Raw genomic sequence first — 25,824 nt, forward strand, 5'->3', positions numbered from 1 at the left:
TATCGTGTCCCTGTCATCTGGACACGTTGTGGTCACTATTCTATATGATCGATGGGCTGTGATTCGACTCACATGTGAATGCGATGTTAATTATTTTGCTGTGCATTGATTTCCTGCTGCACATGCTTCTCCAGGCGCGAATCTCTCAGCGCCTCTTTCACTCGTTTCAGATTTTCGCGAAAAGAGGCGCCACGCTCAAGGGTAAAACCCGTTGCAAGGACATCGACCAGGGTCAATTGTGCCAGGCGGGAAACCATCGGCAGATAGATATCAGTATCTTCCGGGACATCGAGCGTCAGCGCCAGCGTGGCTTCTGCTGCAAGCGGTGAACCGGGAGAGGTGATAGCCAAAACGGTGGAAGCGTTTACACGCGCCAGGCGAGCCAGTTCTATCATATTTTTGGTTCGACCAGTATGTGATATGAGAACAAAAACGTCATTTGGTCCACTATTTATGCAACTCATGCGCTGGATCACAATATCCTCTGACCAGATGACCGGCAGATTAAAACGCAGAAACTTATTGGTGGCATCATGGGCCACGACGGCGGAGGCTCCCAGACCAAAAAATGCAATCTTATTCGCCCGTGTCAGCGCCTTTACCGCCTGATGAATCACCGCCATATCCAGTTGCTGGCTTACGCGACTTAACCCGGCCAACGCCGAATCAAAAATTTTCTGACTGTAGCGCTCGACGCTGTCATTTTCTTCCACACCCCGGCTGACCCAGTTCGGGCCTTTCGCTAAACCTTGTGCCAGTTGCAGTTTAAAATCCGGAAACCCGCGCGTACCCATACGGTGGCAAAAGCGATTCACCGTTGGCTCGCTAACCTGTGCGGCACGCGCAAGCGTAGCGATACTGGAATGCATCGCCTCCTGAGGTGCAGCAAGGATTTGCTCTGCGACTTTTCGTTCCGATTTGCTCAGCGTCGGTAATTGCGCCTTAATCTGTTCCAGCATATTGATAACCCGATGACCACTCACCACTTTTGCCAATTTCATTCCTGGATGAAAGGGCGCTCTGTTCAGAACAATATACCGTGTAAACTGCGGTCGCACGCAGTAGCGGATAAATGTAAACGTGATTTTTTTGTCATACTTTGACGCGCACCAGGTTTTCCCCGACAAATCGCGAAACAGAAAAAAGCGCCGAAAGCGCACGCGACAACACACGTTAGTCGCAAATGGCGTGCAGAGTTATCTGATGCAACACCCCCGTTCGGGTTGTCCTGGAACCGGGAAAAAAGTACATTGTGCTGTAAGAAAATTACAATAAGGACCCGGTAAATGAGGACGCTCGACCGGGTATATCCTGCAACGAGGAGAGGAAAATGGCGGTAACACAAACAGCCCAGGCATGCGATCTGGTGATTTTCGGTGCCAAAGGCGATCTTGCGCGCCGGAAACTGTTGCCTTCACTGTATCAGCTGGAAAAAGCCGGTCAGATTCACGAAACCACACGGATCATTGGTGTGGGGCGCGCGGAGTGGGACAAAGACGCGTATACCAAAGTGGTACGTGAAGCGCTGGAAACCTTCATGAAAGAGAAGATCGACGAAGCGCTGTGGGACAAACTCAGCAGCCGTCTCGACTTCTGTAACATCGACGTCAACGACACCTCGCATTTCTCTCGTCTGGGCAAAATGCTCGACCAGAAAAATCGCGTCACCATTAACTACTTCGCGATGCCGCCGAGCACCTTTGGTGCGATTTGTGAAGGTCTGGGTTCAGCCAAACTGAACGCCAAACCGGCACGCGTGGTGATGGAAAAGCCGTTGGGCACCTCACTGGAAACCTCTCAGGAGATTAACGACAGCGTCGGTAAATACTTCGAAGAGAGCCAGGTTTTCCGTATCGACCATTACCTTGGTAAAGAAACGGTATTGAACCTGCTGGCCTTGCGTTTTGCCAACTCGATCTTTGTGAATAACTGGGACAATCGCACTATCGACCACGTACAGATTACCGTGGCTGAAGAGGTTGGTATCGAAGGCCGTTGGGGGTATTTCGACAAAGCAGGCCAGATGCGTGACATGATCCAGAACCATCTGCTGCAAATCCTGACCATGATCGCCATGTCACCGCCGTCTGATCTGAGCGCCGATGCGATTCGTGATGAGAAGGTCAAAGTGCTGCGTTCGCTGCGTCGTATCGACCAGAGCAACGTGCGCGACAAAACCGTGCGTGGCCAGTACACCGCCGGTTTCGTCCAGGGTAAAAAAGTCCCTGGCTACCTGGAGGAAGAGGGCGCGAATAAGCAGAGCGCGACCGAAACCTTCGTGGCGATCCGTGTCGATATCGACAACTGGCGCTGGGCAGGCGTGCCGTTCTACCTGCGCACCGGTAAGCGTCTGCCGACCAAGTGTTCTGAAGTGGTGGTCTACTTCAAGAACCCGGAAATGAACCTGTTCAAAGATTCCTACGCTGAATTGCCGCAGAACAAGCTGACGATTCGTCTGCAACCGGATGAAGGTGTGGATATCGAGATCCTGAACAAGGTGCCGGGTCTGGATCATAAACACAAATTGCAGACCACCAAACTGGACCTCAGCTACTCTGAAACCTTCAATCAGTCCCATCTGGCGGATGCTTATGAGCGCCTGCTGCTGGAAACCATGCGTGGCATTCAGGCGCTGTTTGTGCGTCGTGATGAAGTGGAAGCGGCATGGACCTGGGTTGACTCCATCATGGACGCATGGAGCGCCGATGCGGATGCACCGAAACCTTATCAGGCAGGTACCTGGGGACCGGTTGCCTCTGTGGCGATGATCACCCGCGACGGTCGTTCCTGGAACGAGTTCGAGTAACAGAATGGTAGCGGCGCGATTTTTCGCGCAATTTCGTGCGTGAAAAACGCGCACGATAAATCGTGCCGCTACGCAATATGCCTTAACTCAACGTGATTTATAATCCTCCAGATGAATATTGAAAGCTTTCAGCTTGCGCCATAATGAGGTGCGGCTGATCTTCAGCGTCTGAGTAATCTTTATGGCTTTGCCCTGACACTGGACGGCGGCTTTAATTAACGCATCACGTTCCATATCGATGAGGCTATGCAAACCATTCGACGGCGGGAGCGTGGCCAGATCGCGAATACGTTCAATCAGCGCCAGGGGAATATCTTTGACGCGGATTACCGCGCCATCGCTGTAACTAAAAGCCCGCTCGAGCACATTGCGTAACTCGCGGTTATTTCCCGGCCAACTGTAACGCGTCAACAGTTGCAGCGCATCCTCTGACAACGACAGATTGCTGTCGACTTCACGGCTCATGATCTTCAGATAACGTTTAATCAGCGCCGGAATATCTTCACTGCGTTCGCGCAAAGGGGGGATATGGATATCGAACGACTGCAATTCATACAGCAAATGGCGGCGAAAACGGTTTTCATCCACGTACTGATTAATATCGACGCTGGTGGTGGTGATTAGCCGTACATCCAACGGTACCAGCAGTTGGTTGGCCTTACTCAGCAAGCCGGTTTTCAGCAGTTGCAGCAGGGCGGTCTGGACTTCGGTGGTCAGGTACTCCACATTCTCCAACAAAAGCGTGCCGCCTTTGGCCAGTTCAAACTTTGAGATCACATGTTTGTCGCCATTGACGATGCCGCCGAGAAACTCACTGGTCATGGTTTCGCGCGGGATTGCCTGGCAGTTGATGGTGATAAAGGGCTTATCCTGACGCTCGCTGGCATTATGAATGGCCTGAGCCAGATAGGACTTACCCAACCCTTCCTCACCATGCAGCAGCACCGAACCTCGACCTTTCGCCGCCTGTTGCGCCAGGCGCACCACGCGGCGAATGGTATTTGAGGTGCCGACATAATCAAGGTCATCAAAGGTGAGCCGAGCACCAATACCGCTATGGCGATGGACCAACTCGCGGATGCGATCAATCGGGTGCATCAGAGCGATATAACGATCCGAGGTATTGTTCGGTCCCTTGACGATTTTCAGTGAAATCGCCAGAGAGATGAAGGAACCCGCAAATTCGATGGCGGTTTCAAATAGATCAACCTCACGATTGTGAGCGATCGCATTGAGAATGCTTTGCGGTAGCTTGATGATATCGTGAATATTTTTGCCGAGAATTTTTTCACTTTTGACCCCGAACAAGTCGCTACCGTGGATATTGAGATAGAGGATAGTGCCTTTATTATCCCATGCCAGTACCCCTTCCTCCACGCCATCCAGCAGGGCGTGGACTTCGCTGAGATGTTGATTGGACTCAGCCAGAATCAAATCGGTATTCAGTTTGGCGGTGATCTGTTGCTCAATGGAATGCACCAGCGCCAACCCCAGCGCCGGGGCGCTCTCCTGAGCGCTAAGTAAAATAATCCCCACCGCCCCCATCAGCGTACTGTCGCTGCCGAACACCGGTGCGGCGCAGATCTCAAACGGGTGCAGATGTCGGTTGAAATGTTCATAGCCCTTGATGCTGAGGGTTTCATGCAACAACAATGCGCTGGAGATGGCGTTATTGCCCATCATGCCTTCGCGCCAATAAATGCTTTCGCGAATCCCGAGCGGTGCCAGCCTGATCGCCATCGACGGCGTAGCATAAAACTTCAACGTGCAACCGGTTTCGTCGGTCACGAAGATGGCGCAATCCGGCGCATCAAGATATTCGAAAATATCTTCGATGATGGGGGATGAGATATTCAGCATTTCGGATTGGTTGCGGCACAGCGACTCAAAGGTTATGCCTCGGGCATAAAGTTGTTGTGGCCAGTGATCGTGACGCAACAGGCGTCGGCAACGCAGCCAGGATTGTTTCAGCCAGGGTTTGATGTCCGGGCGGTCCAGACTGGTGAGGTTGTTATATAACTCCGGATCCTTGGCGATGAATGCCCGCCATATTGCTTTCATATTGAGACGCATGCATTGCCTTCCTGCTGAAAATGGCCCAGCTATTAATTGAGTCTGTCAGGGTAAGAGCCGATCACTGGCGCGGAGCATAACGCTATATGTAGTGTATTTTGACGCTTCCCGGTAAAGCAGCGTGCCAAATTGTGACAGCGATCTGGAAATAGTTTCCCGCATCAATGTTCACTATTATTTTAAACTAACCAATTGTATTTAATTTGTTTTTTATTTATTTAAACAACTGATGTGAAATGTCTCACATCTTTGAATACAGTATGACCGGGTTCAAATAACCCTGTTTTCATCCGTCATTATGTTTCTTTTTGCAACCTTCCCGGAAAAAATAACGTTTCTGAATTAAACAAAAAAATATTTTTTACAGCCTTTTTCTCCCTTTCTATTCTCAGCATGTTCTTGCATAAGACGACCAGTTATATCAACTGTTAATAAAAGGAAAGGAAGATGAACATCTTTTTATCAGAAATGGTCGGCACCATGCTGTTGATTCTGCTTGGCGACGGTGTGGTGGCCAACGTGGTCTTAAAACAAACCAAGGGAGGAAGTAGCGGCTGGATTGTGATTACCGCAGGGTGGGGTTTTGCGGTGACGGTCGCTGTTTACGCCGTCGGCTGGATCAGCGGCGCGCATCTCAATCCGGCAGTGACATTGGCTGTCTGGCTTCAGGGGGGCATTCCATCGGGAATGGTGCTGGTTTACATGCTCGGCCAACTGGTGGGGGCGTTTCTTGGCGCTATCCTCGTCTGGCTGACGTATAAGCGCCATTATGATGTTTCCGATGATCCCGGCTTAATTCTTGCCACTTTCTGTACCGGTCCTGCTATCCGCGACTATAAATGGAACCTGGTCACTGAAATTATCGGTACTGCGATGCTGGTATTCGGCGTGTTGGCGATTTTCAACTCGCACAACGGTATTGCCGGTGGTTTTGGGCCTTATGCGGTCGGCGTGTTGGTGTGGAGTATCGGTTTGTCATTAGGCGGACCTACCGGCTATGCGATCAACCCGGCGCGTGACCTTGGCCCGCGTATCGCGCATGCGTTATTGCCGATTAAAAACAAAGGCGGTTCCGATTGGAGCTATGCCTGGGTGCCGATTGTCGGTCCATTAATTGGCGGTGCGGTCGGCTCTCTATTATACAAATTCTTATTACCTCTCTTAACTACCCCATAACAGTCCCCCCCAGGCCGCACCGGCCTGGGGACATGACGAGGAAAGATTGATGAAAAAGTTAATCAACAAGGTTGATGATGTTGTCAGGGAACAACTTGAAGGCTTTGCCCTGGCGCATCCGGAATTAACGGTCAATATCGAACCTTTCTATGTCTGTCGCCGCACCGATAAACCGAAGGTTGCACTGATTTCCGGTGGTGGGTCAGGGCATGAACCGATGCACGGTGGATTTGTCGGTTTTGGCATGTTGGACGGTGCCTGCCCTGGACATATTTTTACCTCGCCAACCCCCGATCAGATGTACGAATGCGCGCAAAAGGTCAACAGCGATAACGGCATCCTGTTGCTGATTAAAAATTACACCGGCGACATTCTTAACTTTGAAACCGCCGCTGAATTGCTGCATGGCGAGGGCATTCCGGTACAGGTGGCGGTGATTGACGATGACGTGGCGGTGAAAGATAGCCTGTACACCGCAGGTCGTCGTGGTGTTGCCACGACGGTGCTGGCAGAGAAAATTCTGGGCGCAGCGGCGGAAGAGGGTTACAGCCTGGATGAATGCGTGCAACTGGCGACGCGTATTAGTAACCGTGGGCGTTCAATCGGCGTGGCACTGTCGGCCTGTACGGTGCCCGCTGCGGGCCGGGCAAGTTTTGATTTAGCTGATGATGAAATTGAATTTGGTATTGGTATCCACGGTGAACCGGGTATCCGCCGCGAGAAGTACAGTGACTGCGATACCCTGGTCACAGAGATGCTCAACGAAATTCTCGACAATACGCCCTATAGTCGCGTGTTGCGGCAGTGGGACGGTGATAAAGGCGAGTGGGTGGAAAACAGCCAGACTACCGAGCCGTTGAATGAACAGGACAGCGTGATTGTGCTGGTCAATGGGCTGGGTGGCACGCCGTTATCAGAGCTGTATGCGGTGTACCGCAAAACGGCAGAAATCCTGACCGCGCGCAACATCCATATCGCCCGCAACCTGGTGGGGACGTTCTGTAGCTCCATCGACATGCAGGGGGTATCGATCACGCTGTTGAAAGTCGACGAAGAGATGCTGACGTTGTGGGATTTTCCGGTCAGCACCCCAGCGCTACGCTGGAAAATGTAACCTGGTGTCGCGGTCTGGTCAGTAAAGCCAGGCCGCTGTGACGCGGGAAGAGAGCATTCTGTGGGGGATAACAATGGTCGTAAGCAAAAAACAGGTGATTGATTGGCTGGATGCCTCAGCAACGGTTTTTGAGCAGCAGCAAGAGTTTCTGACCAATCTGGACCGCGAAATCGGCGATGCCGATCACGGGTTGAACATGAATCGTGGCTTCAAAAAGGTCAAAGAGAAACTGCCGACGCTGGAAGATAAGGATATTGGCACCATTTTGAAAAATACCGGGATGGTGTTGTTGTCGAGCATTGGCGGTGCCAGCGGGCCACTCTATGGCACTTTTTTCCTGAAAGCCGCCGAATGTGTCATGGCGAAAGAAGAATTAACGGTGACGGATTTATACAACCTGTACCGCGAAGGCACGGAGCGTATCATCGCACGCGGGATGGCACACCCGGGTGATAAAACCATGGTGGATACATTGTCGGCCATTGTTTCATCGTTGCAAACCCAGCAGGAAGCTCCGCTAACCAGTGCATTGAATAGCACATTAGTGGCGGCCGAGGCCGCGATGAAAAGCACCATTCCGATGCGGGCCGCAAAAGGGCGTGCCAGTTATCTTGGTGAACGTTCTATCGGACACCAGGACCCCGGTGCGACCTCCAGTTATCTGTTATTTAAAACACTTTGTGAGGTTGTTGGCTAACAAACGTGGTCCTCAATAAGGTGATCCAACTATGGTCAATATTGTGGTGGTTTCGCATAGCAGGAAGCTGGCTGAAGGCGTGATTGAGCTGGCGTCACAAATGACGCAGGGAAAAGTAAAGTTCGCCCTGGCGGCTGGCATTGATGATCCTGAAAACCCGATTGGTACTGATCCGGTCGCGGTGATGATGGCCATTGAGGAGGTGCTGGATGACGATGTGCTGGTGATGGTCGATATGGGAAGCGCGATCCTCAGTACCGACATGGCGAAAGAGCTGCTTGGCGAGGAAAAGATGGCACGGGTGCAGATTTGCGCAGCGCCGCTGGTGGAAGGCACGGTGGCGGCAGCGGTCGCGGCGGCATCCGGGCAATCGGTTGAACAGGTGATGGCAGAGGCACATCAGGCGCTGACAGCAAAGTACGCCCAGTTGGGGCAGAGCGCGGCGTTGCCAACGATGCCGCTCCCGGTGGGGCCAACTGACACGCACAACGACAGCAAAAGCTTTTCCTGGACAATAACCAATCCGACCGGCATTCACGCCCGTCCGGCATCGGCGATTGCCCGTTGTCTGAATCAATTTGATGCGGAGGTACAAATCGTCAATGGCGACCGTGTGTTGAATGCCAAGAGCATGAACAATGTGGCGCTGTTGGGCATCAAATGTGGTGATGTCATTACGTTGCACGCTCATGGACCTGAGGCGCAGCAGGCAATCGATGCATTTGCCGCGCTGGCAGCAACGCAATTTGGCGATGACAACGCGGGGCCGGAGGCGGTGGTGAAAAAAAAGTCCGGCGTGCTGGCGGTGACGATCTGCCGCATCGAACGTGACCTGCCACAATTGACGCAACGTGCAGTGGCCGCAAAAGACGTCGAAATTGCCCGACTGAGTCAGGCGATTGCGGCGGCGAAGCAGGAACTGGAGATATTGATTGCCACCACATCTGAGCAACTGACGGACAATGAGGCGGCAATGTTCTCCGCTCACCAGATGATGTTGGAAGATGGCGAGTTGTTCGACACCACCCTTGAACGGCTGGAGCAACAACCAGCACCTGTCGAGCAGTTGTGGCTTGGCGTGATTAGCCAGATGGCCGATGAATACCGGGCGATTGAGGATACGTATCTGCGTGAACGGTATATCGATGTTTATGACGTTGGTATGCGGGTGCTGGGGCTGTTGCTCGGCCATCCTCTGTTTACTCTGCCGCCAGCGCATTCGCCCACATTAATTATCGCTAATTATCTCTTGCCCTCGGAAATTATGGCCTTAGACAGCATGCTGACCGAGGGCGTCTGTTTTACCACCATCGGTGCCCAATCTCATGCGGCGATTTTGGCCGCCGCACGCGGGATAGCGGTGTTTGTCGACCGCAACGGCAAGCGTACCAGACAATGGCAGGATGGCACGCGAGTGCAGCTGGCAACGGATTCCGGCGAGATCATGGCGGTATAACCTTTTCATCATCCTGAATTGAACCGTGGTTTCAAAAACCTGGCGTCACCGATAGACGTAAGTCACGCCGATCTTGTATGGTAATGCTCAGGAACATCCTGCGGGCCAGCTACGGCCTGACTGAAACCCTTAGGAAACGTGATGAAAAACTGGAAAACAAGTGCAGAACAGATCCTGACCACCGGACCGGTTGTTCCGGTCATTGTGGTAAACAAACTCGAACACGCCGTACCCATGGCTAAAGCGCTGGTGGCGGGCGGTGTTCGCGTGCTGGAAGTGACCCTGCGCACGCCAGTGGCGATGGATGCGCTGCGTGCCATGATTAAAGAAGTTCCGGAAGCGATTGTCGGGGCGGGAACCGTTATCAACCCCCAGCAGTTGAAAGAAGTGACCGACGCGGGCGCGCAGTTTGTCATCAGCCCCGGTATCACCGAACCGTTGCTGAAAGCGGCTGTAGAAGGCCCGGTGCCGTTGATTCCGGGTATCAGCACCGTATCCGAGCTGATGACGGGTATGGACTATGGTCTGCGCGAGTTTAAATTCTTCCCGGCGGAGGCCAACGGTGGCGTGAAAGCGTTACAGGCGATTGGCGGACCCTTCCCACAAGTACGTTTCTGCCCAACTGGCGGTATCTCACCGGCTAACTATCGTGACTATCTGGCGCTGAAGAGCGTGCTGTGTATTGGCGGCTCATGGCTGGTGCCGAACGATGCGCTGGAGGCGGGTGACTGGGATCGTATTACCCATCTGGCTCGCGAAGCGGTAGCGGGCGCGAAATAAGTGATGAGCGGTGAGCCGGGTGCTCACCGCATCAGGTGTTAACCTTCGACTTTCACCGCGGCTGCGGCTTTGATAGCGCGAGCAACGGCGTCATCGGTATTCTCACCGGTGGCGAGCGCCACGCCCAGACGGCGTTGACCGGCGATTTCCGGCTTACCGAACAAACGTAACTGCAAGCCCGCACCCAGTGCCGCTTCAACATTTACGAAGCGTACATTGGTGCTTTCCAGTTGCGGCAAAATCACCGCGCTGGCCGCTGGGCCATACTGACGAATACCGCCAACCGGTAAACCGAGGAAGGCACGGACATGCAGGGCGAACTCAGACAGATCCTGAGAAATCAGCGTTACCATGCCGGTATCGTGTGGACGCGGTGACACTTCGCTAAAGATCACCTCATCGCCACACACGAACAATTCCACGCCAAACAGGCCATAACCACCCAGTGCCTTAACCACTTTTTCCGCGATAGCTTGCGCGCGTTGCAGGGCGAGGTCGCTCATTTGCTGGGGTTGCCAGGATTCACGGTAATCGCCATCTTCCTGACGATGGCCGATCGGGGCACAGAAATGTATGCCATCGACAGCGCTGATGGTCAGCAGCGTGATTTCGAAATCGAACTTCACCACGCCTTCAACAATCACACGACCGGCACCGGCGCGCCCACCTTGTTGCGCATAATCCCAGGCCTTGTCGAGCTGGCTGGCTTCGCGAATAAAACTCTGCCCTTTACCGGAAGAACTCATCACCGGCTTGACGATGCATGGAAAACCAATGGCATTGGCGGCGGCAACAAAGTTTTCTTTGCTGTCGGCAAATTGGTAGGTGGAAGTCGGCAATGCCAGTTCCTCGGCAGCCAGACGACGAATCCCTTCACGATTCATAGTCAGACGCGCGGCGCGCGCGGTGGGCACCACTTTTTGCCCTTGCTGCTCCAGCTCAAGCAGTTTTTCGGTGGCGATGGCTTCGATTTCCGGCACCACGAAATCCGGTTTCTCCTGGGCAATCAGCGCGGCCAATGCGTCGCCATCCAGCATGTTAATGACATGGCTGCGATGGGCAACATGCATAGCAGGCGCATCGGCGTAGCGATCGACAGCAATCACTTCCACACCCAGACGCTGGCACTCCAGTGCCACTTCTTTACCCAGCTCGCCTGAACCTAACAGCATGACACGCGTTGCGGCAGGACGCAGCGCGGTTCCGAGAGTCGTCATAATTTCACCTTAGCAGTCAAAATGCGCGCGCAGTATATACGAAAACGTTTGCGTTCTCATCTTTTCAGCACGGCAACGTTTGCCTTACTTTGCGTCGTTCTGACGTTTCCTGACATCCACTGCGGCAGCATGTGAAACCCGGTTCTTAAACAGGAGTTAAACGATGAATAACTGGTTGCAGCAAATTCAATCGGTACTGAAAAAGCAGGGAAGCAGCGGTAAGGGTAGCGGGTTAAGCGACATGCTGGCACCGGGGGCGTTAGGTGGGCTGGCGGGTTTGCTGATTGCCAGCAAATCCTCCCGTAAGTTGCTGACCAAGTACGGTGGGCAGGCGTTGATTATTGGCGGTGGAGCCGCAGCGGGTGCCGTGCTGTGGAATAAATATAAGCAACGGGTACGTGAAACCCATCAGGATCAACCGGGTTTCGGCCAGGTGCAAACGCCGCTGGATCAGCGTGCTGAAAGGTTGGTCACCGCCCTGGTGTTTGCGGCCAAGAGTGATGGGCATATCGACGATCGTGAACGTGCGGCGATTGAGCAGAATATTCATCAGGCGGGTTACGGCGCGCAAGCGGAAGCCCTGATTCAGCAGGCGATGAACCGCCCGCTCGATCCGCACTGGCTGGCGGCTGATGTGAAAAATGAAGAAGAGGCACTGGAACTCTATTTTCTCAGTTGCGCAGCTATTGATGTCGACCACTTTATGGAGCGCAGTTACCTGACCGCATTGGGCGATGCCTTAAAGATCCCGCAGGATGTACGCGACGAAATGCAAAAAGATCTCGCCGCTGAAAAAGCCAGCTTACCCGCCAGTTAACCCCCGCACAGGCCACCTGGGTGGCCTTGTTTTACATTTTCCTTGTACTCAATGGCTTGGCTTCCTGCGCGATCGGTGCCACGCTTGCACAATGTTGTCTCTTCAGGGAAATGAACCATTATGAATCAGCCTCAGGCAAAAAAAGTCCCTCACCAAATGACCCTGCATGGGGAAACTCGCACCGACAATTATTTCTGGCTACGTGATGATGATCGGGAAAATCCCGAGGTGATCGACTATTTGCATGCTGAAAATGACTATGGCAAAGCGATGATGGCTACGCAGGCGCCACTACAGGATCGGGTGCTGAAAGAGATTATCGACCGCATTCCTCAGCAGGATCATTCGGTGCCCTACGTGAAAAACGGCTACCGTTACCAGAGTCGTTATGAAACCGGCAATGAATATCCGGCCTATTATCGCCAGCCGAAAGAAGCTGATCTCGATGCCGAATGGCAATTGCTGCTTGATGGTAATCAGCGCGCGTCGCACAGCGATTTTTACACTATGGGGGCGCTGGCGATTAGCCCGGATAATCAGGTGATGGCATTGGCGGAGGATTTTCTTTCTCGCCGCCAGTATGGCATTCGCTTTCGCAACCTGGTCAGCGGCAGCTGGTATCCCGAGGTGCTGAGTGATGCCTCTTCCAGCCTCGCCTGGGCCAATGATTCGCGTACCGTCTATTACGTGCGTAAACATCCCAAGACTTTGCTGGCTTATCAGGTCTGGCGTCACGAATTAGGGCATCCGCAATCTGATGATCAACTGGTCTACGAGGAGAAGGATGATACGTTCCATCTCAGCGTGCACAAAACCACCTCTGAACACTTCATCCTGATTGCGCTGTTTAGCACCACCACCAGCGAGATTCAGCTGATCGATGCGGAATATCCTGACGCTCAACCCCAGGTCTTTTGCCCACGCCGTCGCGACCATGAATACACCATCGATCACTACAATCATCAGTTTTATATTCGTTCGAATCGTGAAGGGAAGAATTTCGGTTTATACCGCAGCGCCTGGTTGGCGGAAAATCGCTGGCAGACGCTGATTCCGGCTCGCGATCAGGTGGTTCTGGAAGATTTTCAACTGTTCAAGCATTGGCTGGTGGTAGAAGAGCGCTCGCGTGGGATGACCAGTCTGCGTCAGATTCATTGGGAAAGCGGTGAGAGCACCGGCATTGCTTTTGACGATCCCACCTATGTCACCTGGTTGGCCTACAATCCAACGCCGGAGAGCGATACGCTGCGCTACGGCTACTCGTCAATGACCACCCCAACGACGTTATTTGAACTCAACATGGAAAGCGGCGAGCGGCGTGTGCTGAAGCAGACGCCTGTCCCGGGTTTCAATCCGGATGATTATAAAAGTGAACATCACTGGATAACCGTACGCGATGGCACGGAAGTTCCGGTTTCGCTGGTCTACCATCGTAAGCACTTCCAGACGGGCAATAACCCGATGCTGGTTTATGGCTACGGTGCTTATGGCAGCAGCATGGACGCCAGCTTCGGCACCAGCCGTATCAGTTTGCTGGAACGTGGCTTTGTCTATGCGATTATCCATGTGCGGGGCGGTGGCGAGCTGGGTCAGCAATGGTATGACGATGGCCGACTGCACAACAAGATGAACACCTTCACTGACTTTATCGACGTCACGGAAGCGCTGGTTGCGAAGGGAATTGGTCACCCGCAACGGTTATACGCGATGGGGGGCAGTGCCGGGGGGTTATTGATGGGCGCGGTGATCAATATGGCTCCGCAGCTTTACCACGGCGTGGTGGCGCAGGTGCCATTTGTGGATGTGGTGACCACCATGCTGGATCCTTCCATTCCGCTGACTACCGGGGAATATGATGAATGGGGCAATCCAGAGGAGGAGGCGTATTATCACAGCATCCGACAATACAGCCCGTATGATAACGTGGCCGCACAAGACTATCCGCATTTGCTGGTGACCACCGGTCTGCACGATTCACAGGTACAGTACTGGGAACCGGCAAAATGGGTGGCGAAATTGCGCGAGCTAAAAACCAACGATACGTTGCTGTTGTTGTGCACCGATATGGATTCTGGTCACGGTGGCAAATCAGGCCGTTTTAAATCCTATGAAGGGGTCGCGCAGGAGTTTACCTTCCTGATTGGTCTGGCGCAGGGTGTTCTGCCAGACCGTCATGACTACTGAACATTTTTGACGTACTTGCGCAGCGCCTGCCGCAGTGGTGGGCGCAAATCACGCACATTTTCCAGCACCCAGCGCAGATAACCGGGATCTTTGCGCGCCACGCTGCCGATACTTTGCCCGCGATATTTTCCAAACGGGAACACATCATCGGCCACCGGTGCGGGCTGGCAACGGCTGACCATCTGCTCAGCATCCCAACCAGACTTCTCCATGATGCGAATCAGCAACGCCGCGGTGACGTAACAATCGTACAGCGCGCGGTGCGCGTGCAAATTGGCGGGCGGGGTGACGTCCAGTTTCAGGCTATGACGCAGGGCCTGGTTACCGTATTTCTGACCGGGCCAAAGTTGACGCGCCAGCGTCATGGTGCAAATCCACTGCCCCGGCATTTCCGGCAGCATTCGCCTGTCAAAACTGGCGTTGTGCGCGACGTAATGGGGGCTGCCGTGGTAGCGACCGATTGCCTGCTCAATGGTGGGTTTCCCCACGACCATCGCTTCAGTGATGCGATGCACGGCCATCGCCTGGCGGCTGATGGGGCGATCCGGGCAGATCAGATCACTCATCGGATTGAGGATCTGCCCGTCAATCACATCCACGGATGCCACTTCAACCACACCACCCTGTAAACCGCAGGTTTCGGTATCGATTACGCGTAGCATGGCTTATTTCTGCTTCGGTTCGTAGGGCAGGCGAGAAAGGCTGAGTGACGCCTGACGATATTGCATCAGACGCTGGCGAAACCAGTCACGCAGCGCTTCCGGTTGCTCCCTTTCGACCAAATCCGCCACCACCGGCATGTTGTAGCGCTCTTTAAACGCCACGCCAGCGGCTGCCAGATCGACATTCACTTTGTCTTTCTCTTCCTGCGACAGCAGGGCAAGGTTTTGACTCATGTTTTTCTCCTGATAAACAGGGGCAAAAGTAATGTTTTCCCCGTTCAGGATCAAGGGAAAAGGGATCGCATTGCAGGTATCGACACCTGCGGAACAGCAGCGTATCCTGCTGCCACGCTTGCGGCAGATTGCCGTAAAAAAGAGGATAGCCTGATGAAGAAGACGAGATTAAGCCGCCTGGCGGCGCTGTTGCTGGCGTCATCCGCGCTGGCCTTCAGTCAGTTTGCGCTGGCGCATGCCCACCTTAAAACGCCGGTTCCGGCTGACAAATCTACCGTTGATGCTTCACCCAAGTCGTTAACTCTGACGTTTACCGAAGATGTCGAACCGGCATTTAGCGGCGTTGAAATCCGCAATGCACAGAATCAAACCGTACCGGTTGGGAAAGCTCAGATTAACGCAAAGCAACATGATCAACTGATTGTACCGCTGAGCCAGCCACTGCCAGCGGGAAGTTATCAGGTGAACTGGCATGTGCTCTCGGTTGATGGTCATAAAACCAAAGGTAGTTATCAGTTTAGCGTGAAGTAATGGGGCTAAGCACGCTGTGGGTAAGCCTGCGGGCGATCCACTTTTTGTCGGTATTATTGCTGACTGGCAGTGCGTTTTACACCGCACTGCTGGCGCCGGCGCGTTTTCGTCCGGTACTGGCGTTTAGTCTGCGTGGCATCCTGGCGTTAAGCGCACTGGTGAGTTTGCTGGCGGCAGTGTTAATGCTGGCGACGCAAACAGGCCTGATGAGCGGTGACTGGCGCAATGTGTCCGATGCAGAAACCTGGCTGGCAGTACTGAGCACCCGTTTTGGCGGGGTATGGCGCTGGGAGATTCTCTTCGCGTTAGCGAGCGTGTTGGCGTTATTGCTTCGAGGCAGGTTGTGTCAGCAATTGTTGTTACTGACCGGATTACTCCAGCTTATCGCATTAGCGGGTGTGGGCCACGCGGCGATGCGTGATGGCTGGCTGGGAAGCTTGCAGCAGGCAAACCACGCCTTGCATCTGATTTCTGCCGCGTTCTGGAGTGGTGGTTTGCTACCACTGCTACTACTGATGCGCGACGCACGCAACATAGCCCATCGGGCTGATGCCATCCGCAGCATGATGCGTTTCTCTCGCTATGGGCATCTGGCGGTTGCGCTGGCGTTGCTGACCGGGATGTTCAACAGCCTGTTGATTGCCGGTGATCCATTGCAATGGCAGCCCACATGGTGGAGCACGCTGCTGATTGTCAAAGTGTTGCTGGTCATGTTGATGGTGACCATTGCTGTGATTAACCGCTACTGGTTGGTTCCTCGTTTTCGTCTGGCCGGAAGCGATGCAGCAACACTTTTTATTCGTCTGACGCAGCTTGAGCTGCTGCTGGCGATCGCTGTAATTGGGTTGGTCAGCGTGTTGGCCACGTTGGCACCAGCCTGAATCATTGATACCGATTGAATGTATGAGGTCGACATTTTGCTGAAGAAACTGATTCCAGCTTGTGTACTGATGGCACTTTGCAGCCAGGCGATGGCTGCTGAAATTATCACCATCAGCCGTTTTGAGATTGGCAAAGACAAGTGGCCGTTCACGCGGGAAGAAGTCATGTTGAGCTGTGAGAAGGGGGGAGCGCTGTTCGCCATCAACCCCAGCACCTTGTTGCGTTACCCGTTGAATGATAAAGCGGAAGCGAACCAAAAGTCCGGACGCGGCACCACTGAATCGATCAGCTCAATTCAGGCTGATGATAAAGCCCATCCCGGACAGAAAATGAGCCTGGAACCGATTATCGCCCGTGCTCAGGCACTCTGCGACAAGTAAATCCCGCTGCATGGCGCGGCAGAGCCTGCTGCGCCTCATCCCTCAAGTATTCTGCCGTCGCGATCACAGAGTCGACAGCTTTCCGCCCCCCCGGTGACACTTGGCTGGAAAATAATCACCCGTGGTCTACCTTTAAAATGCAAGGCGACCTCGCCTGCATTAATGCCAACTTTTAGCGCACGGCTCTCTAAGAGCCATTTCCCTGGACCGGATACAGGAATCGTATTCGGTCTTTTTTTGTCTGTTGTTTGGCATCAGTGACTTATCGTAAAATCAATGAGTTAATGCTTATCCTGTTACCTTCTGTATCACCCTGCCGGAACCTCTGCCGCCATTTTGCCGCCACTCTTCTGAGCCATAAGTGACAGGGGATTACAGTGGATAGCATCTTCCAGGTGATCAGGGGCGAAGTGTGCATAGCGCATCGTAACGCGTATATCGGAATGGCCTAAGATGCGTTGCAGTACCAGGATGTTACCCCCGGCCATCATAAAGTGACTGGCGAAGGTGTGGCGCAAAACGTGGCTCATCTGTCCTTCTGGTAACTCAATACCCGCCAGGTGTATCACGCGATAAAACTGGCGATAGCATTCTTCGAAGTATTTACCTTCCTTGCCTTTTAATTCCTTATGCAACTCGTCGCTAATTGGCACTGAGCGATTCTTCTTCCCTTTGGTATTAATGAAGGTCAGCTTATTGGGTGAAAGCTGTGAAGCCTTTAAGTTTGCGGCTTCACTCCAGCGACAGCCCGTCGATAGACAGATTTTTATAATTAGCGTCAGGTCAGGATTGCCGTGTACAGCGCAGGCAGCAAACAGCTTTTGGATCTGTGACTCGGTAAGCCACGACATCTCTTTTTCAGGCAGGTCAAACTCGCGGACGTTCTTCAGCGGGTTAGGGTAGGAGATCTCGCCAAGTCGCTCCAGTTCGTTAAACAGCGCACGCAAAAAGGCGTGTTCACAGTTAACTGTGCCGGGTGAAACCTTTAACGACTTAGCGCTGGTTTTATATCCATTCTCGATTTTCCCTTCGAGTCGGCTATTACGATAATGCGCCCAATCTTTTGCTGTGATATTGGCTGCGATAGGATTTTCCATGCCATTGCAGATGATGTTGAGTTTTCCCAGGCGTCCTTTGCGATCACTGAGTGAGCGACCATGCAGGTTGTACCACAGCTCAATCAACTCGCTCAGGCGGCGGTTATCTTCCTTTTCGCTTAACCAGGGTTTGGCTTTGCTTTCGTCCAGTGTGTACTGCTCAAAGGCGATCGCTTCTGCACGGGTTTTAAATTGACGTCTTACACGTTTGCCGTCTCTGCCATTGAGGTAGCACTCGCATAACCATTTGCCCGTATTCAGTTTTCTAATCGCCATGTCTTAACCCCATTTCAAAAAACGGGGTTAAAATACTGTATACAAATACAGTATTCAATGTTTGATTTTCAGAAAGTAAACATGAAAAAGCCCGCGTCAGCGGGCTAAATTAGTGGAGTAGGGACGGTTGGTGCTGTTGGTTGGAGTAGAGGGGAACTTTGTTTACCTGGCCGGGCGAAACAATGATCCCCGCAACTGACTCAAGGGTTTTAAATGTGCAACTGCAATTGATGTTCTGACACTGGTGATAACGTTCTTTAGTCTCTTTAGAGACATAGCGGCTGCTTTTGGCATGAGCAGCAGTCTGGCACAGCGGGCAATGCATCATGTTGTTTTCCTTACAGACAGAGCAGGGCGGTGAAGGCTAATTTTGAATAAGCAAATTGTGGTTTGCAAATTACAGCTGAATTAGCCGCTTTCCGTTTCACCCTCTGTTTCTGTCTGATATTCCACGTCGGACAGCAAGACCTCAAAATCAAGCTGTGTGGTGTAACCGCTGCCACTCAGGCTATGCGTCACCTTACTGATGAGCCACGGCTGTGCATCGATCACCGATTTAAATCCGCTCACGGCAACCGGCGTTTCCGGGTAAAGATCGGCCCGGCCCATTGCCAGCGTAATCGAGAATTCCGCGACGCCGCGTTGCAGCTTCTCCCACTTCGCCTTAGCAGCACGCATGGCCGTGGCTTTGCTGGAATAGACCGTCGTCAGCGTAAACACGTTATCCTCGCTGCCCGCCAGATAATCCCCCTCATTCGCTTCCGGTGTTTTCGTGGTTCTGGTCGTGGTCTTTTTTGCCGCCGGATGTTCAAGCGCACGCAGGTGCTTCTCTTTTGGTTTGCGTTGTAGCTTCACCTTCTTCGGCTTCGGGTCTTTGGTGTGCAGCCAGCTTGCTGATACACCGGTGTAGGCTCCCCGGTCGGCAATGCTGAAGCTGTGCCGGTCGCCATCCTTGCGGGTGATGGTCATCTGCGGGATGGGTTTGCCGCTGATGGTGACGCCGTTCCCCGGCCGGATAAACAGCAACCGCCCGGCCTTCACTGCGGCTACCGCGCCGTAAAGCGTGGCGAGTCGCGTCAGAAACTTTGCGTCAGTCTCCTGCGTCTGGTCGATGTGCGCCACGGCGATCGCGGCAAAGCCATCGGCCAGCATGGGTTTCAGGCTGTTGCGTCCGGCCACCTGCGTGACGATATCGCCCAAGGTGGTGTCGTGATAGGACACCTCGCGACGGGAATTGAGCGAGCCACGGAAATCGGCGCTGCGGGCGCGAATGGTCATCGTATCCGGCGCGCCGTGGTGCTCCACCTCATCAACGGTAAAGTTGCCCTTGCCGATAAGTGCCTGGCCTTTCCACCCGAGGAACAGCGTGACCACGGCACCACGTACCGGCATCGCCAGCTGTCCGTCGGCATCGTCCAGTTCGATGTCGAGCTGGTCGGCCTCGAATCCGCGGTTATCGGTCAGCGTGAGCGAAATCAGCCGGTCACGGATGTTTGCGGTCACGTCTTGTGAATTCACCGTCAGCATAAAATCAGGCGTCAGGCGCGCCCCGGCCTGCACCGGCAGGCTGCTTATTCCTGTCATCCGGGTAATCCCCCGACAGATGAAACAGTACTGCTGATGGCCGATGTCACCTGGCCGGGCAGATTGCTGATGCCGCTGATTAAGCCGTCGGCCTGTTGTTTCAGGTCGCCAAACATCGACGTCAGGGACTCATCCACACGTTTCAGGCTCAGGGTAAACATGATTTTACTGGCGGTGCCGTTGCTGAAAAACTCGCTGTGCGTGTTGGAAATGTTCTCGATCACGTACATGCCGTAAATCATGCCGTTACCGCCAATCAGCGGCCACGCCATCCCCTGATCGGCCAGCAGGCGAATCGTCATCAGGGAAATGGCCCCGCCCGTAATCTCCGGGCGCAGCTCCCCCGACAGCGTAATTTTTTCATCGCCCGGCCCGATAAACTGCGCCGCCGGGCGCTGACCAACGCGGCTGTTGGTCGGCCAGCGGTAATCGATATTCTGCTGCATCTCGCCATAAGGCAGCGCCAGCGCATCGTCTTTGCTCATGCCTTCGTGCATATTGATTTCATACTGATACGTGTTCTGGCTGCGGTCGGTATAGCCGCCAGCGGCTGACGGTGACGACACCGGCCGGTACGGCGCTCCACCGGTGGCGAGGCTGTACTGAAGCCCGCTGGTATCCACGCCTGCGCCGCCGGTCGCCACCGGGTCAGGTGAAGGCACTTTATCTTTCAGCCCGTCCGATTTGGTGTCGATGATGCCGAGCTTTTCCAGCACCCAGTCGATACCGCTGCGCAGCTGGTCAAGGGCATGACCGGGGATTTTCAGCGCCTCGGCCAGCATGTTGCCGAACTTCTTACCCATATCACCGGCTGATGCGAGTTCCGCCTGAGTCGATTTCACCGGCTCCAGCAGCTTGCCGAACCAGTCCCACAGCTCTTTGATTTTGCCGCCGAGCCATTCAAACACCGGTTTAAGTGGGCCAAATGCATTGCTTATCGGCCCCATTGCGGTGGTAAAGCCCTCTGCCACACCGGCGATAAAGGCACTGATGGGTTCCCAGTATTTGCGGATGAGCAGCGCACCGGCAACAACGGCCGCCACCACGGCGACAACCGGCAGGGAAATCGCACCGATGGCGGTCACTATTGCGCCGCCTGCAATGCTGAATACCGTTCCCAGCAACCCGGCCCCGGCAATCAGCAGGTTAACCCCTGCGATAACCGGCCAGGCAACCAGCCCGATAGCCCCTATCGCGCCAACCAGAATCAGGCCCGCCGTCGCGGCCTTGGCTATACCAGATGAAAGCGCGGGGTTTTTCTGTATCCAGTTATCCACCTTTAACAAAAATTTTGTGGTGTCCTGCGTCAGTGTGCGCAGGCTGGTATCCAGCTGGTCATAGATATCGGTGCCGATAGCCTCATACGCCGACTGCAATTCTTTAAAATCGCCGCCGAGGTTGTCCTGCTGCACCTTGACCAGTTTTTCGGTGCTGCCATCCGACTGCTGAAAGTTTGTCGTTAACTTATCCAGCTCGCCACTGGCGGCGGCTTTCATCAGCGTCACCGCCGATGATGCTGCCTCTTCGCCAAAGATGGTTTTCAGATACTCAGCCTGTTGCGCATCACCAAGCCTGTTTTTCTCAAAGGATTTCTGCATCTCTTTGAGGATGGTAAAGAACGGGCGCATGTTGCCCTTGCTGTCGGCCGTTTTGACGCCCAGCTCCTTGATGGCCTTGAATGCCTCGCCGGTCGGTGCCTGCACGCGCAGTAACATGGCGCGAATACCCGTACCGGCCATGCTGCCGGTGGTGCCGTTATTCGCCAGCGCACCGATCATCGCTGCCGTCTGCTCTGCGCTCACTTTTGCATTTTTGGCGACTGACGCCACATAAGGCATCGCGTCGCTGAGGTCTTCGAATTTCGTCGCAGTTCTGTTGAGCGTCGCGGAGATGACATCGCCCAGGTGCGCGACTTCGCTGTTGGCAAGACCAAAGGCGTTTTTGGTACTCATCAGCAACTCTGCGCTTTCTTCCATCGTGCGGTTGTTCGCAAGCGACATGTTCAGCGTCACCGGCGTGGCGGCTTTGATGTCGTCCGCGCTGCCGCCCGCTTTGGCGATAATGATCTGCGCCTGTGCGGCATCGTTGGCCGAGGCGGCGGTGTTGTCGCCGATACTGCGCGCCTGCGTTCTCAGCGACTGAAACTCAGGTGAGTTCTTATCAAGGCCGAGCGTTGCCTGTAGCGTGGAGTTTGCCAGGGCAAAGTCATAGCCCGGACGCAGCACCGAGGAAGCCGCCACCGCGCCGACCGTGGCGGCACCGATACCGGCCGCACCGGCGTTGCGTACTTTCGCCGACAGCTCCTGGCCTTTGCGGTAACGCTCACTGGTCTGGTTCAGCCGCTCCTGTTGCGCGTTCAGGCGCTGAAGTTCCTGCTTCTGGCGGCTCAGGCTGACGGTTGCCTGCGCCGAGGCAGTTTTGAGACGTTGCTGTTCGGTGCTGAGGTTACGGGTTGAAATGCCTGCGGCCGTCAGCGCCTCGCGCTGCTGTTGCACCGACAGGCGCAGCGAGTTGGATTTGGTCTGTAGCTCCGATGCCGCCTGGCGGGCTTTCTCCAGCGCGCGGGCCTGTTGCGTGGTCGGGCGCTCGGTGCTTTTAAACGTCACGGCCAGCGCCGCCGCTTCGGCTTTCGCATCTTTGAGTTTCTGCTGCGTGACGGCCAGCTGTGCGCTGGTCTTGCGGAAACCGTCGATTTTCCCCGCCTGCGCATCCAGCTCTTTAATGCTGGTCTGCGTCTGGCGGATTTCGGCGGTTAGTCCTTTGGTGGCGTTCAGTACGGTTTTGAACGGGCGGGTGGCTTTATCGACCGCATTCAGCAGCACCTGTATTTTGAGGTTATTGCTCATCCGGGTTTGCTCCGCTGCGGATAAAGGCTTTCAGCCGCCAGTCCATCAGCTCGGCCAGCGGCATGTCGTACAGCTCGGAAGGGGGCCAGTGAAATATCGTGGCAACGTCGGCCATCATGTCGTTAACCGTCAGGCCGCGCGGCCAGTCTACTCGGCCGACTTCGAGGACAAAAAACCGATCACCTTGCCAGCCAGCGTAATCAGGTCGGCCGGGTCAAGGTTGTTGCAGTCTGCTTTGGTCAGCGCCGGAACGGTAATACGGGGCAGGACGGTGATGAGCGAATCCACATCCGAGCCTGCAAGGTCAGACAGGCGCACGCCGCGCAGCGCGCCCGCGTTGGGTTTAATCAGCTCCACCTGGCTGATTTCACTCTCGCCACGTTTAATCGGGGCTTCCAGTACGACGATTAATTCATTCTTTTCCATGTTCGAAATCTCTGTTGACTGTAGTAAGGGAAAGCCAGCGCCGGGCGCTGGCATCAGGGTTATACCAGGCCGATATTTTTGCGACGCTGTTCGAGGCGGTCTGTGCCGTTGACCTTCTCCACCATGTTGACGGTGTCGATCTCAATCAGTTCTTTGCCGTTAAACGTCAGTTTGTAATACGTGTTTTTGCTGGTGATTTTGGTTTCGGTGTCCTCAGCCGGTTTGGCCTCACCAAAATCAAACGTCTGGTGCTTACCGCGCACCTCGATTTCAACTGCGATTTCCTCGCCGGTGTCATCGCGCTGGTAAGAGCCGGTGAAGCGCAGCGGCACATCGGATGCGCCCCACTGTGACAGCACCAGCTCATCAATGCCGCCGATGGTCCATTCAATATCGAGTGCGTCATCCTCCAGACCGTTGTCGATGTGCGCCGCCCCGTTCATGCCGCCTGCGCGGTACGGGTCCAGCTTGCGCGCCAGCTTCGGCAGGGTGACGGCGGTCACCACGCCCTGATAGCTGTTCGAGTCGTTGAAAAGGTTCATCGCCTTAAGTTTGCGTGGCAGTGCCATTTACCCGGCTCCTTAGCTGTTCACGGATGCGGCGAAGGTCGCCAGATAGGTGTCGGTGATACGCTGGCGGAAAGTCAGGTCTTCCAGCGGCGGAACCGGCGTATAGTCGTAATCGATAAAGAGTTTGCCCGCCTTCAGGCTGTCTTTGTCGTTGGCGCTTTCGTCATACCAGGCAGACGCGCCCAGCAGATAACCGGCACTGGTCATTTCGCGGAATTTGGCGTTGATACCGGCAATGATTTCGCGCACTAGTACCGGCGTCAGCGGCTTATCCACCGCCCACATGTGCGCCTCAGCGATGGTGTCGGCCAGCACCTGCGCGGTGCGGGTATAGTTCTCAAACTGGAACAGTGGGTCATCGCTGCATGTACGGTTGCCCCAGAAGCGGAAACCGTCCTTACGGATCAGCGTGGTGACGTCGGCCTCGTTGAGCAGGTCGGCATCGGTGCCCGTCTGTTGCAGATCCCAGAATACCGAGGCTGAAATCCCGGTCACGCCGTTGACGCCGACGTTCGACAGGGTTTTATGCCAGCCGGTGTCGTTGTCGATTTTGGCGCGCAGGCCCAGCGCGCGGGCGGTGGCGTAAGCCGTATCTGACGCGCTGGTTGTGGTGTTCCAGGCGAGGAAATCCGGCCAGATAACCATGATTTCACGCTGGCTGAAGTTCTGACGATAGAGGCGGGCCTCGGAAATGGTTTTGCAGTCCCACGCCGACACGTAAGCGAAGGCGCGCAGCTGCTGCGCGATGCTGGCAAGCGCGGTGGAGACTTCCAGCGTGTCGAGGCCCGGCACGCCGAGAATGCGCGGCTTGACGTCGAGTTCGGTCTGCGCAGCCAGCAGCGCTTTCATGCCGGTGTACTGGCCGTTTGCGTCGGTGCCGCCGATGATGTTGGACGTGGTTTCGGCTTCGTCGTCGCCTTCAGCCACGCGCACCACGACGGTGACGGGTTTCGACTGGTCGGCAATCGCCTGTAACGCCGCCGCCAGCGTGCCTTTGACGCCCGCCTTGCCGACTGCGCCCTGCACGTTGGTAATGAGTACCGGCTTATTCAGCGGGAAGGTAGCCGCATCCGCATCGTCGGCTGTACAGACCATGCCGACGATTGCGGTGGATACGGTGGAGATGGTGCGCGTGCCGTCGTTCACTTCGACGACGCGGACACCGTGATGATAATCTGCCATCTGTTGCACTCCTGGTTAAAGGTGTGCTCAGGGTGGCAGCTCAGGCAGAGTGGTGCATGTGATAGAAGTTTGCTGATCGCTCAGCGGGCAGTTACTCTTGAGCTGTAACTCTGATAACCCGTGGCACTACAGGCAACCCGTTGAAAATGAGGGAACGATGATGATTGCAGGAACCGCAACGAAAGAGCCGGGCAGATATTACACCTTCCAGTCGCCGCTACCGGCTGATGTCTTTTTTGAACTCCGCCCCCGGACGTTGCCACACAATGCGCAACCCGTGCTGGATGAAACCAGCGGCATGTGTATCGGCTACTCAGTCGCCCAGGCACCGGGGCTGTGGCAGATTTACGATACACAGGGCCATTTTCTGCGCCTGGAAGAGGCACCGCTTGAAACACCACTGATAGATCCAACCGATATTGCGCTTATCGCTTTTGGTGTCTTCCGTATTTTTCGTGCGGGTCGCGCATTGTTTGAAGCCGGTACGCGCACGGCTGTCAGCGCGAAACTCAGCCAGGCGACAATTATGTTTCTGCGCGCCCGGTTAAAAACCGGGTTATCTGCCCGTAATCTCAAAATGACTGAAACAGCCGCCCGGCATATGTACGAACCGGGGCGCTATGTTCCCTTACATATTCAGGAAAAAGCCATCCGTTACGGCAGGCGTATGGCTGATCCCCGTAACGGGGAAGGGATGTTCCGCTATGAAACTGAGATGTATAAACTGAATCGCAAGAGAAACGTCACCGAGTATAAGAAGTACACTCTTGAGGTTGTGGTGCGGGAGTCAGACTGGACGATTACCCATTTTAAATACTTTGATTAACCGGCAGGA

At 54.5% G+C, this 25,824-nt stretch carries 25 protein-coding genes; 12 read left to right on the forward strand and 13 right to left on the reverse strand.

What is annotated here, in order from left to right; translation table 11 throughout:
• Nucleotides 1–86: 86 nt before the first annotated feature.
• Nucleotides 87–965: a MurR/RpiR family transcriptional regulator gene (locus CTZ24_RS17130; RefSeq protein ID WP_200864652.1), complete on the reverse strand. Its 879-nt coding sequence runs from the start codon at nt 963–965 to the stop codon at nt 87–89.
• A 365-nt stretch (nt 966–1,330) separates the two neighbouring features.
• Between CTZ24_RS17130 and zwf the strand changes: the two genes are divergently transcribed.
• The gene (gene zwf, locus CTZ24_RS17135) at nt 1,331–2,806 is read left to right on the forward strand and encodes a glucose-6-phosphate dehydrogenase (protein ID WP_208724162.1); all 1,476 of its coding nucleotides are present in this window, start codon (nt 1,331–1,333) and stop codon (nt 2,804–2,806) included.
• Nucleotides 2,807–2,893: 87 nt separating this feature from the next.
• On the opposite strand, the gene dhaR is transcribed toward zwf, so the two are convergent.
• Nucleotides 2,894–4,879 carry a dihydroxyacetone kinase operon transcriptional regulator DhaR gene (gene dhaR, locus CTZ24_RS17140; protein WP_208724163.1) on the reverse strand — a complete coding sequence of 662 codons (1,986 nt, stop codon included), beginning with the start codon at nt 4,877–4,879 and terminating at the stop codon, nt 2,894–2,896.
• 447 nt (nt 4,880–5,326) lie between these two features.
• Here dhaR and CTZ24_RS17145 point away from each other — a divergent pair, with 447 nt between their 5' ends.
• The 5 genes from CTZ24_RS17145 to CTZ24_RS17165 all read left to right on the forward strand — a co-directional run bounded on the left by CTZ24_RS17145 (nt 5,327) and on the right by CTZ24_RS17165 (nt 10,102).
• Nucleotides 5,327–6,055: an MIP/aquaporin family protein gene (locus CTZ24_RS17145; RefSeq protein ID WP_208724164.1), complete on the forward strand. Its 729-nt coding sequence runs from the start codon at nt 5,327–5,329 to the stop codon at nt 6,053–6,055.
• A 49-nt stretch (nt 6,056–6,104) separates the two neighbouring features.
• A complete protein-coding gene (dhaK, locus tag CTZ24_RS17150; protein ID WP_208724165.1) occupies nt 6,105–7,169 on the forward strand; it encodes a dihydroxyacetone kinase subunit DhaK in 1,065 nt (354 codons plus the stop codon).
• A 73-nt stretch (nt 7,170–7,242) separates the two neighbouring features.
• Nucleotides 7,243–7,866 carry a dihydroxyacetone kinase subunit DhaL gene (dhaL, locus tag CTZ24_RS17155; protein WP_208724166.1) on the forward strand — a complete coding sequence of 208 codons (624 nt, stop codon included), beginning with the start codon at nt 7,243–7,245 and terminating at the stop codon, nt 7,864–7,866.
• Nucleotides 7,867–7,897: 31 nt separating this feature from the next.
• Nucleotides 7,898–9,322, forward strand: a complete 1,425-nt coding sequence (gene dhaM, locus CTZ24_RS17160; RefSeq protein WP_208724167.1) for a dihydroxyacetone kinase phosphoryl donor subunit DhaM — start codon at nt 7,898–7,900, stop codon at nt 9,320–9,322.
• Nucleotides 9,323–9,463: 141 nt separating this feature from the next.
• Nucleotides 9,464–10,102 (forward strand): bifunctional 4-hydroxy-2-oxoglutarate aldolase/2-dehydro-3-deoxy-phosphogluconate aldolase, encoded by a 639-nt coding sequence (locus CTZ24_RS17165; protein ID WP_208724168.1) that lies wholly within the window; start codon nt 9,464–9,466, stop codon nt 10,100–10,102.
• Nucleotides 10,103–10,140: 38 nt separating this feature from the next.
• Here the strand turns inward: CTZ24_RS17165 and purT are convergent, their stop codons facing one another.
• Entirely contained in the window at nt 10,141–11,319 is a 1,179-nt protein-coding gene (gene purT, locus CTZ24_RS17170; RefSeq protein ID WP_021182976.1) for a formate-dependent phosphoribosylglycinamide formyltransferase, read from the reverse strand.
• A gap of 163 nt (nt 11,320–11,482) precedes the next feature.
• Between purT and CTZ24_RS17175 the strand changes: the two genes are divergently transcribed.
• Nucleotides 11,483–12,136: a tellurite resistance TerB family protein gene (locus tag CTZ24_RS17175; RefSeq protein ID WP_208724169.1), complete on the forward strand. Its 654-nt coding sequence runs from the start codon at nt 11,483–11,485 to the stop codon at nt 12,134–12,136.
• Between the two features lie 120 nt (nt 12,137–12,256).
• Entirely contained in the window at nt 12,257–14,320 is a 2,064-nt protein-coding gene (locus CTZ24_RS17180) for a S9 family peptidase (protein ID WP_208724170.1), read from the forward strand.
• Here the strand turns inward: CTZ24_RS17180 and exoX are convergent.
• Entirely contained in the window at nt 14,314–14,982 is a 669-nt protein-coding gene (gene exoX / locus CTZ24_RS17185; RefSeq protein WP_208724171.1) for an exodeoxyribonuclease X, read from the reverse strand. The genes CTZ24_RS17180 and exoX overlap by 7 nt on opposite strands.
• Nucleotides 14,983–14,985: 3 nt before the next feature.
• Entirely contained in the window at nt 14,986–15,216 is a 231-nt protein-coding gene (locus CTZ24_RS17190; protein ID WP_021182980.1) for a DNA polymerase III subunit theta, read from the reverse strand.
• 153 nt (nt 15,217–15,369) lie between these two features.
• Here CTZ24_RS17190 and copC point away from each other — a divergent pair, with 153 nt between their 5' ends.
• Genes copC through CTZ24_RS17205 form a run of 3 tightly spaced genes read left to right on the forward strand, consistent with a single transcriptional unit; the run spans nt 15,370 to nt 17,009 of the window.
• Complete coding sequence (gene copC, locus CTZ24_RS17195; protein WP_208724172.1) at nt 15,370–15,747, forward strand: copper homeostasis periplasmic binding protein CopC; 378 nt, start codon at nt 15,370–15,372, stop codon at nt 15,745–15,747.
• Nucleotides 15,747–16,628 (forward strand): copper homeostasis membrane protein CopD, encoded by an 882-nt coding sequence (gene copD / locus CTZ24_RS17200; RefSeq protein ID WP_208724173.1) that lies wholly within the window; start codon nt 15,747–15,749, stop codon nt 16,626–16,628. The genes copC and copD overlap by 1 nt, the downstream gene beginning before the upstream one ends.
• A gap of 33 nt (nt 16,629–16,661) precedes the next feature.
• Nucleotides 16,662–17,009 (forward strand): YebY family protein, encoded by a 348-nt coding sequence (locus tag CTZ24_RS17205; RefSeq protein ID WP_036625101.1) that lies wholly within the window; start codon nt 16,662–16,664, stop codon nt 17,007–17,009.
• Between the two features lie 308 nt (nt 17,010–17,317).
• Here the strand turns inward: CTZ24_RS17205 and CTZ24_RS17210 are convergent, their stop codons facing one another.
• From CTZ24_RS17210 to CTZ24_RS17245, 8 genes are all read right to left on the reverse strand, one after another.
• Nucleotides 17,318–18,382, reverse strand: coding sequence for a phage integrase (locus tag CTZ24_RS17210; protein ID WP_208724174.1), 1,065 nt, complete (start codon nt 18,380–18,382; stop codon nt 17,318–17,320).
• 109 nt (nt 18,383–18,491) lie between these two features.
• Entirely contained in the window at nt 18,492–18,710 is a 219-nt protein-coding gene (locus CTZ24_RS17215; protein WP_154193718.1) for an ogr/Delta-like zinc finger family protein, read from the reverse strand.
• Nucleotides 18,711–18,790: 80 nt separating this feature from the next.
• Nucleotides 18,791–19,966 carry a phage late control D family protein gene (locus CTZ24_RS17220; protein ID WP_208724175.1) on the reverse strand — a complete coding sequence of 392 codons (1,176 nt, stop codon included), beginning with the start codon at nt 19,964–19,966 and terminating at the stop codon, nt 18,791–18,793.
• Complete coding sequence (locus CTZ24_RS17225; RefSeq protein ID WP_208724176.1) at nt 19,963–22,812, reverse strand: phage tail tape measure protein; 2,850 nt, start codon at nt 22,810–22,812, stop codon at nt 19,963–19,965. Before CTZ24_RS17225 ends, CTZ24_RS17220 begins: the two co-directional genes overlap by 4 nt.
• Nucleotides 22,802–22,930 carry a GpE family phage tail protein gene (locus tag CTZ24_RS17230; RefSeq protein WP_208724177.1) on the reverse strand — a complete coding sequence of 43 codons (129 nt, stop codon included), beginning with the start codon at nt 22,928–22,930 and terminating at the stop codon, nt 22,802–22,804. The genes CTZ24_RS17225 and CTZ24_RS17230 overlap by 11 nt, the downstream gene beginning before the upstream one ends.
• Before the next feature lie 29 nt (nt 22,931–22,959).
• Nucleotides 22,960–23,238, reverse strand: a complete 279-nt coding sequence (locus CTZ24_RS17235) for a phage tail assembly protein (RefSeq protein WP_208724178.1) — start codon at nt 23,236–23,238, stop codon at nt 22,960–22,962.
• Nucleotides 23,239–23,297: 59 nt separating this feature from the next.
• Complete coding sequence (locus CTZ24_RS17240; RefSeq protein WP_084876882.1) at nt 23,298–23,807, reverse strand: phage major tail tube protein; 510 nt, start codon at nt 23,805–23,807, stop codon at nt 23,298–23,300.
• Between the two features lie 12 nt (nt 23,808–23,819).
• Complete coding sequence (locus CTZ24_RS17245) at nt 23,820–24,989, reverse strand: phage tail sheath protein (protein WP_208724179.1); 1,170 nt, start codon at nt 24,987–24,989, stop codon at nt 23,820–23,822.
• A gap of 277 nt (nt 24,990–25,266) precedes the next feature.
• On the opposite strand from CTZ24_RS17245, the gene CTZ24_RS17250 reads away from it, so the two are divergent.
• Nucleotides 25,267–25,815, forward strand: coding sequence for a hypothetical protein (locus CTZ24_RS17250; RefSeq protein ID WP_244633998.1), 549 nt, complete (start codon nt 25,267–25,269; stop codon nt 25,813–25,815).
• Nucleotides 25,816–25,824: the final 9 nt, after the last annotated feature.

The sequence above is a fragment of the Pantoea phytobeneficialis genome (assembly GCF_009728735.1).
In the GTDB taxonomy this organism is placed as follows: Bacteria; Pseudomonadota; Gammaproteobacteria; order Enterobacterales; family Enterobacteriaceae; genus Pantoea; species Pantoea phytobeneficialis.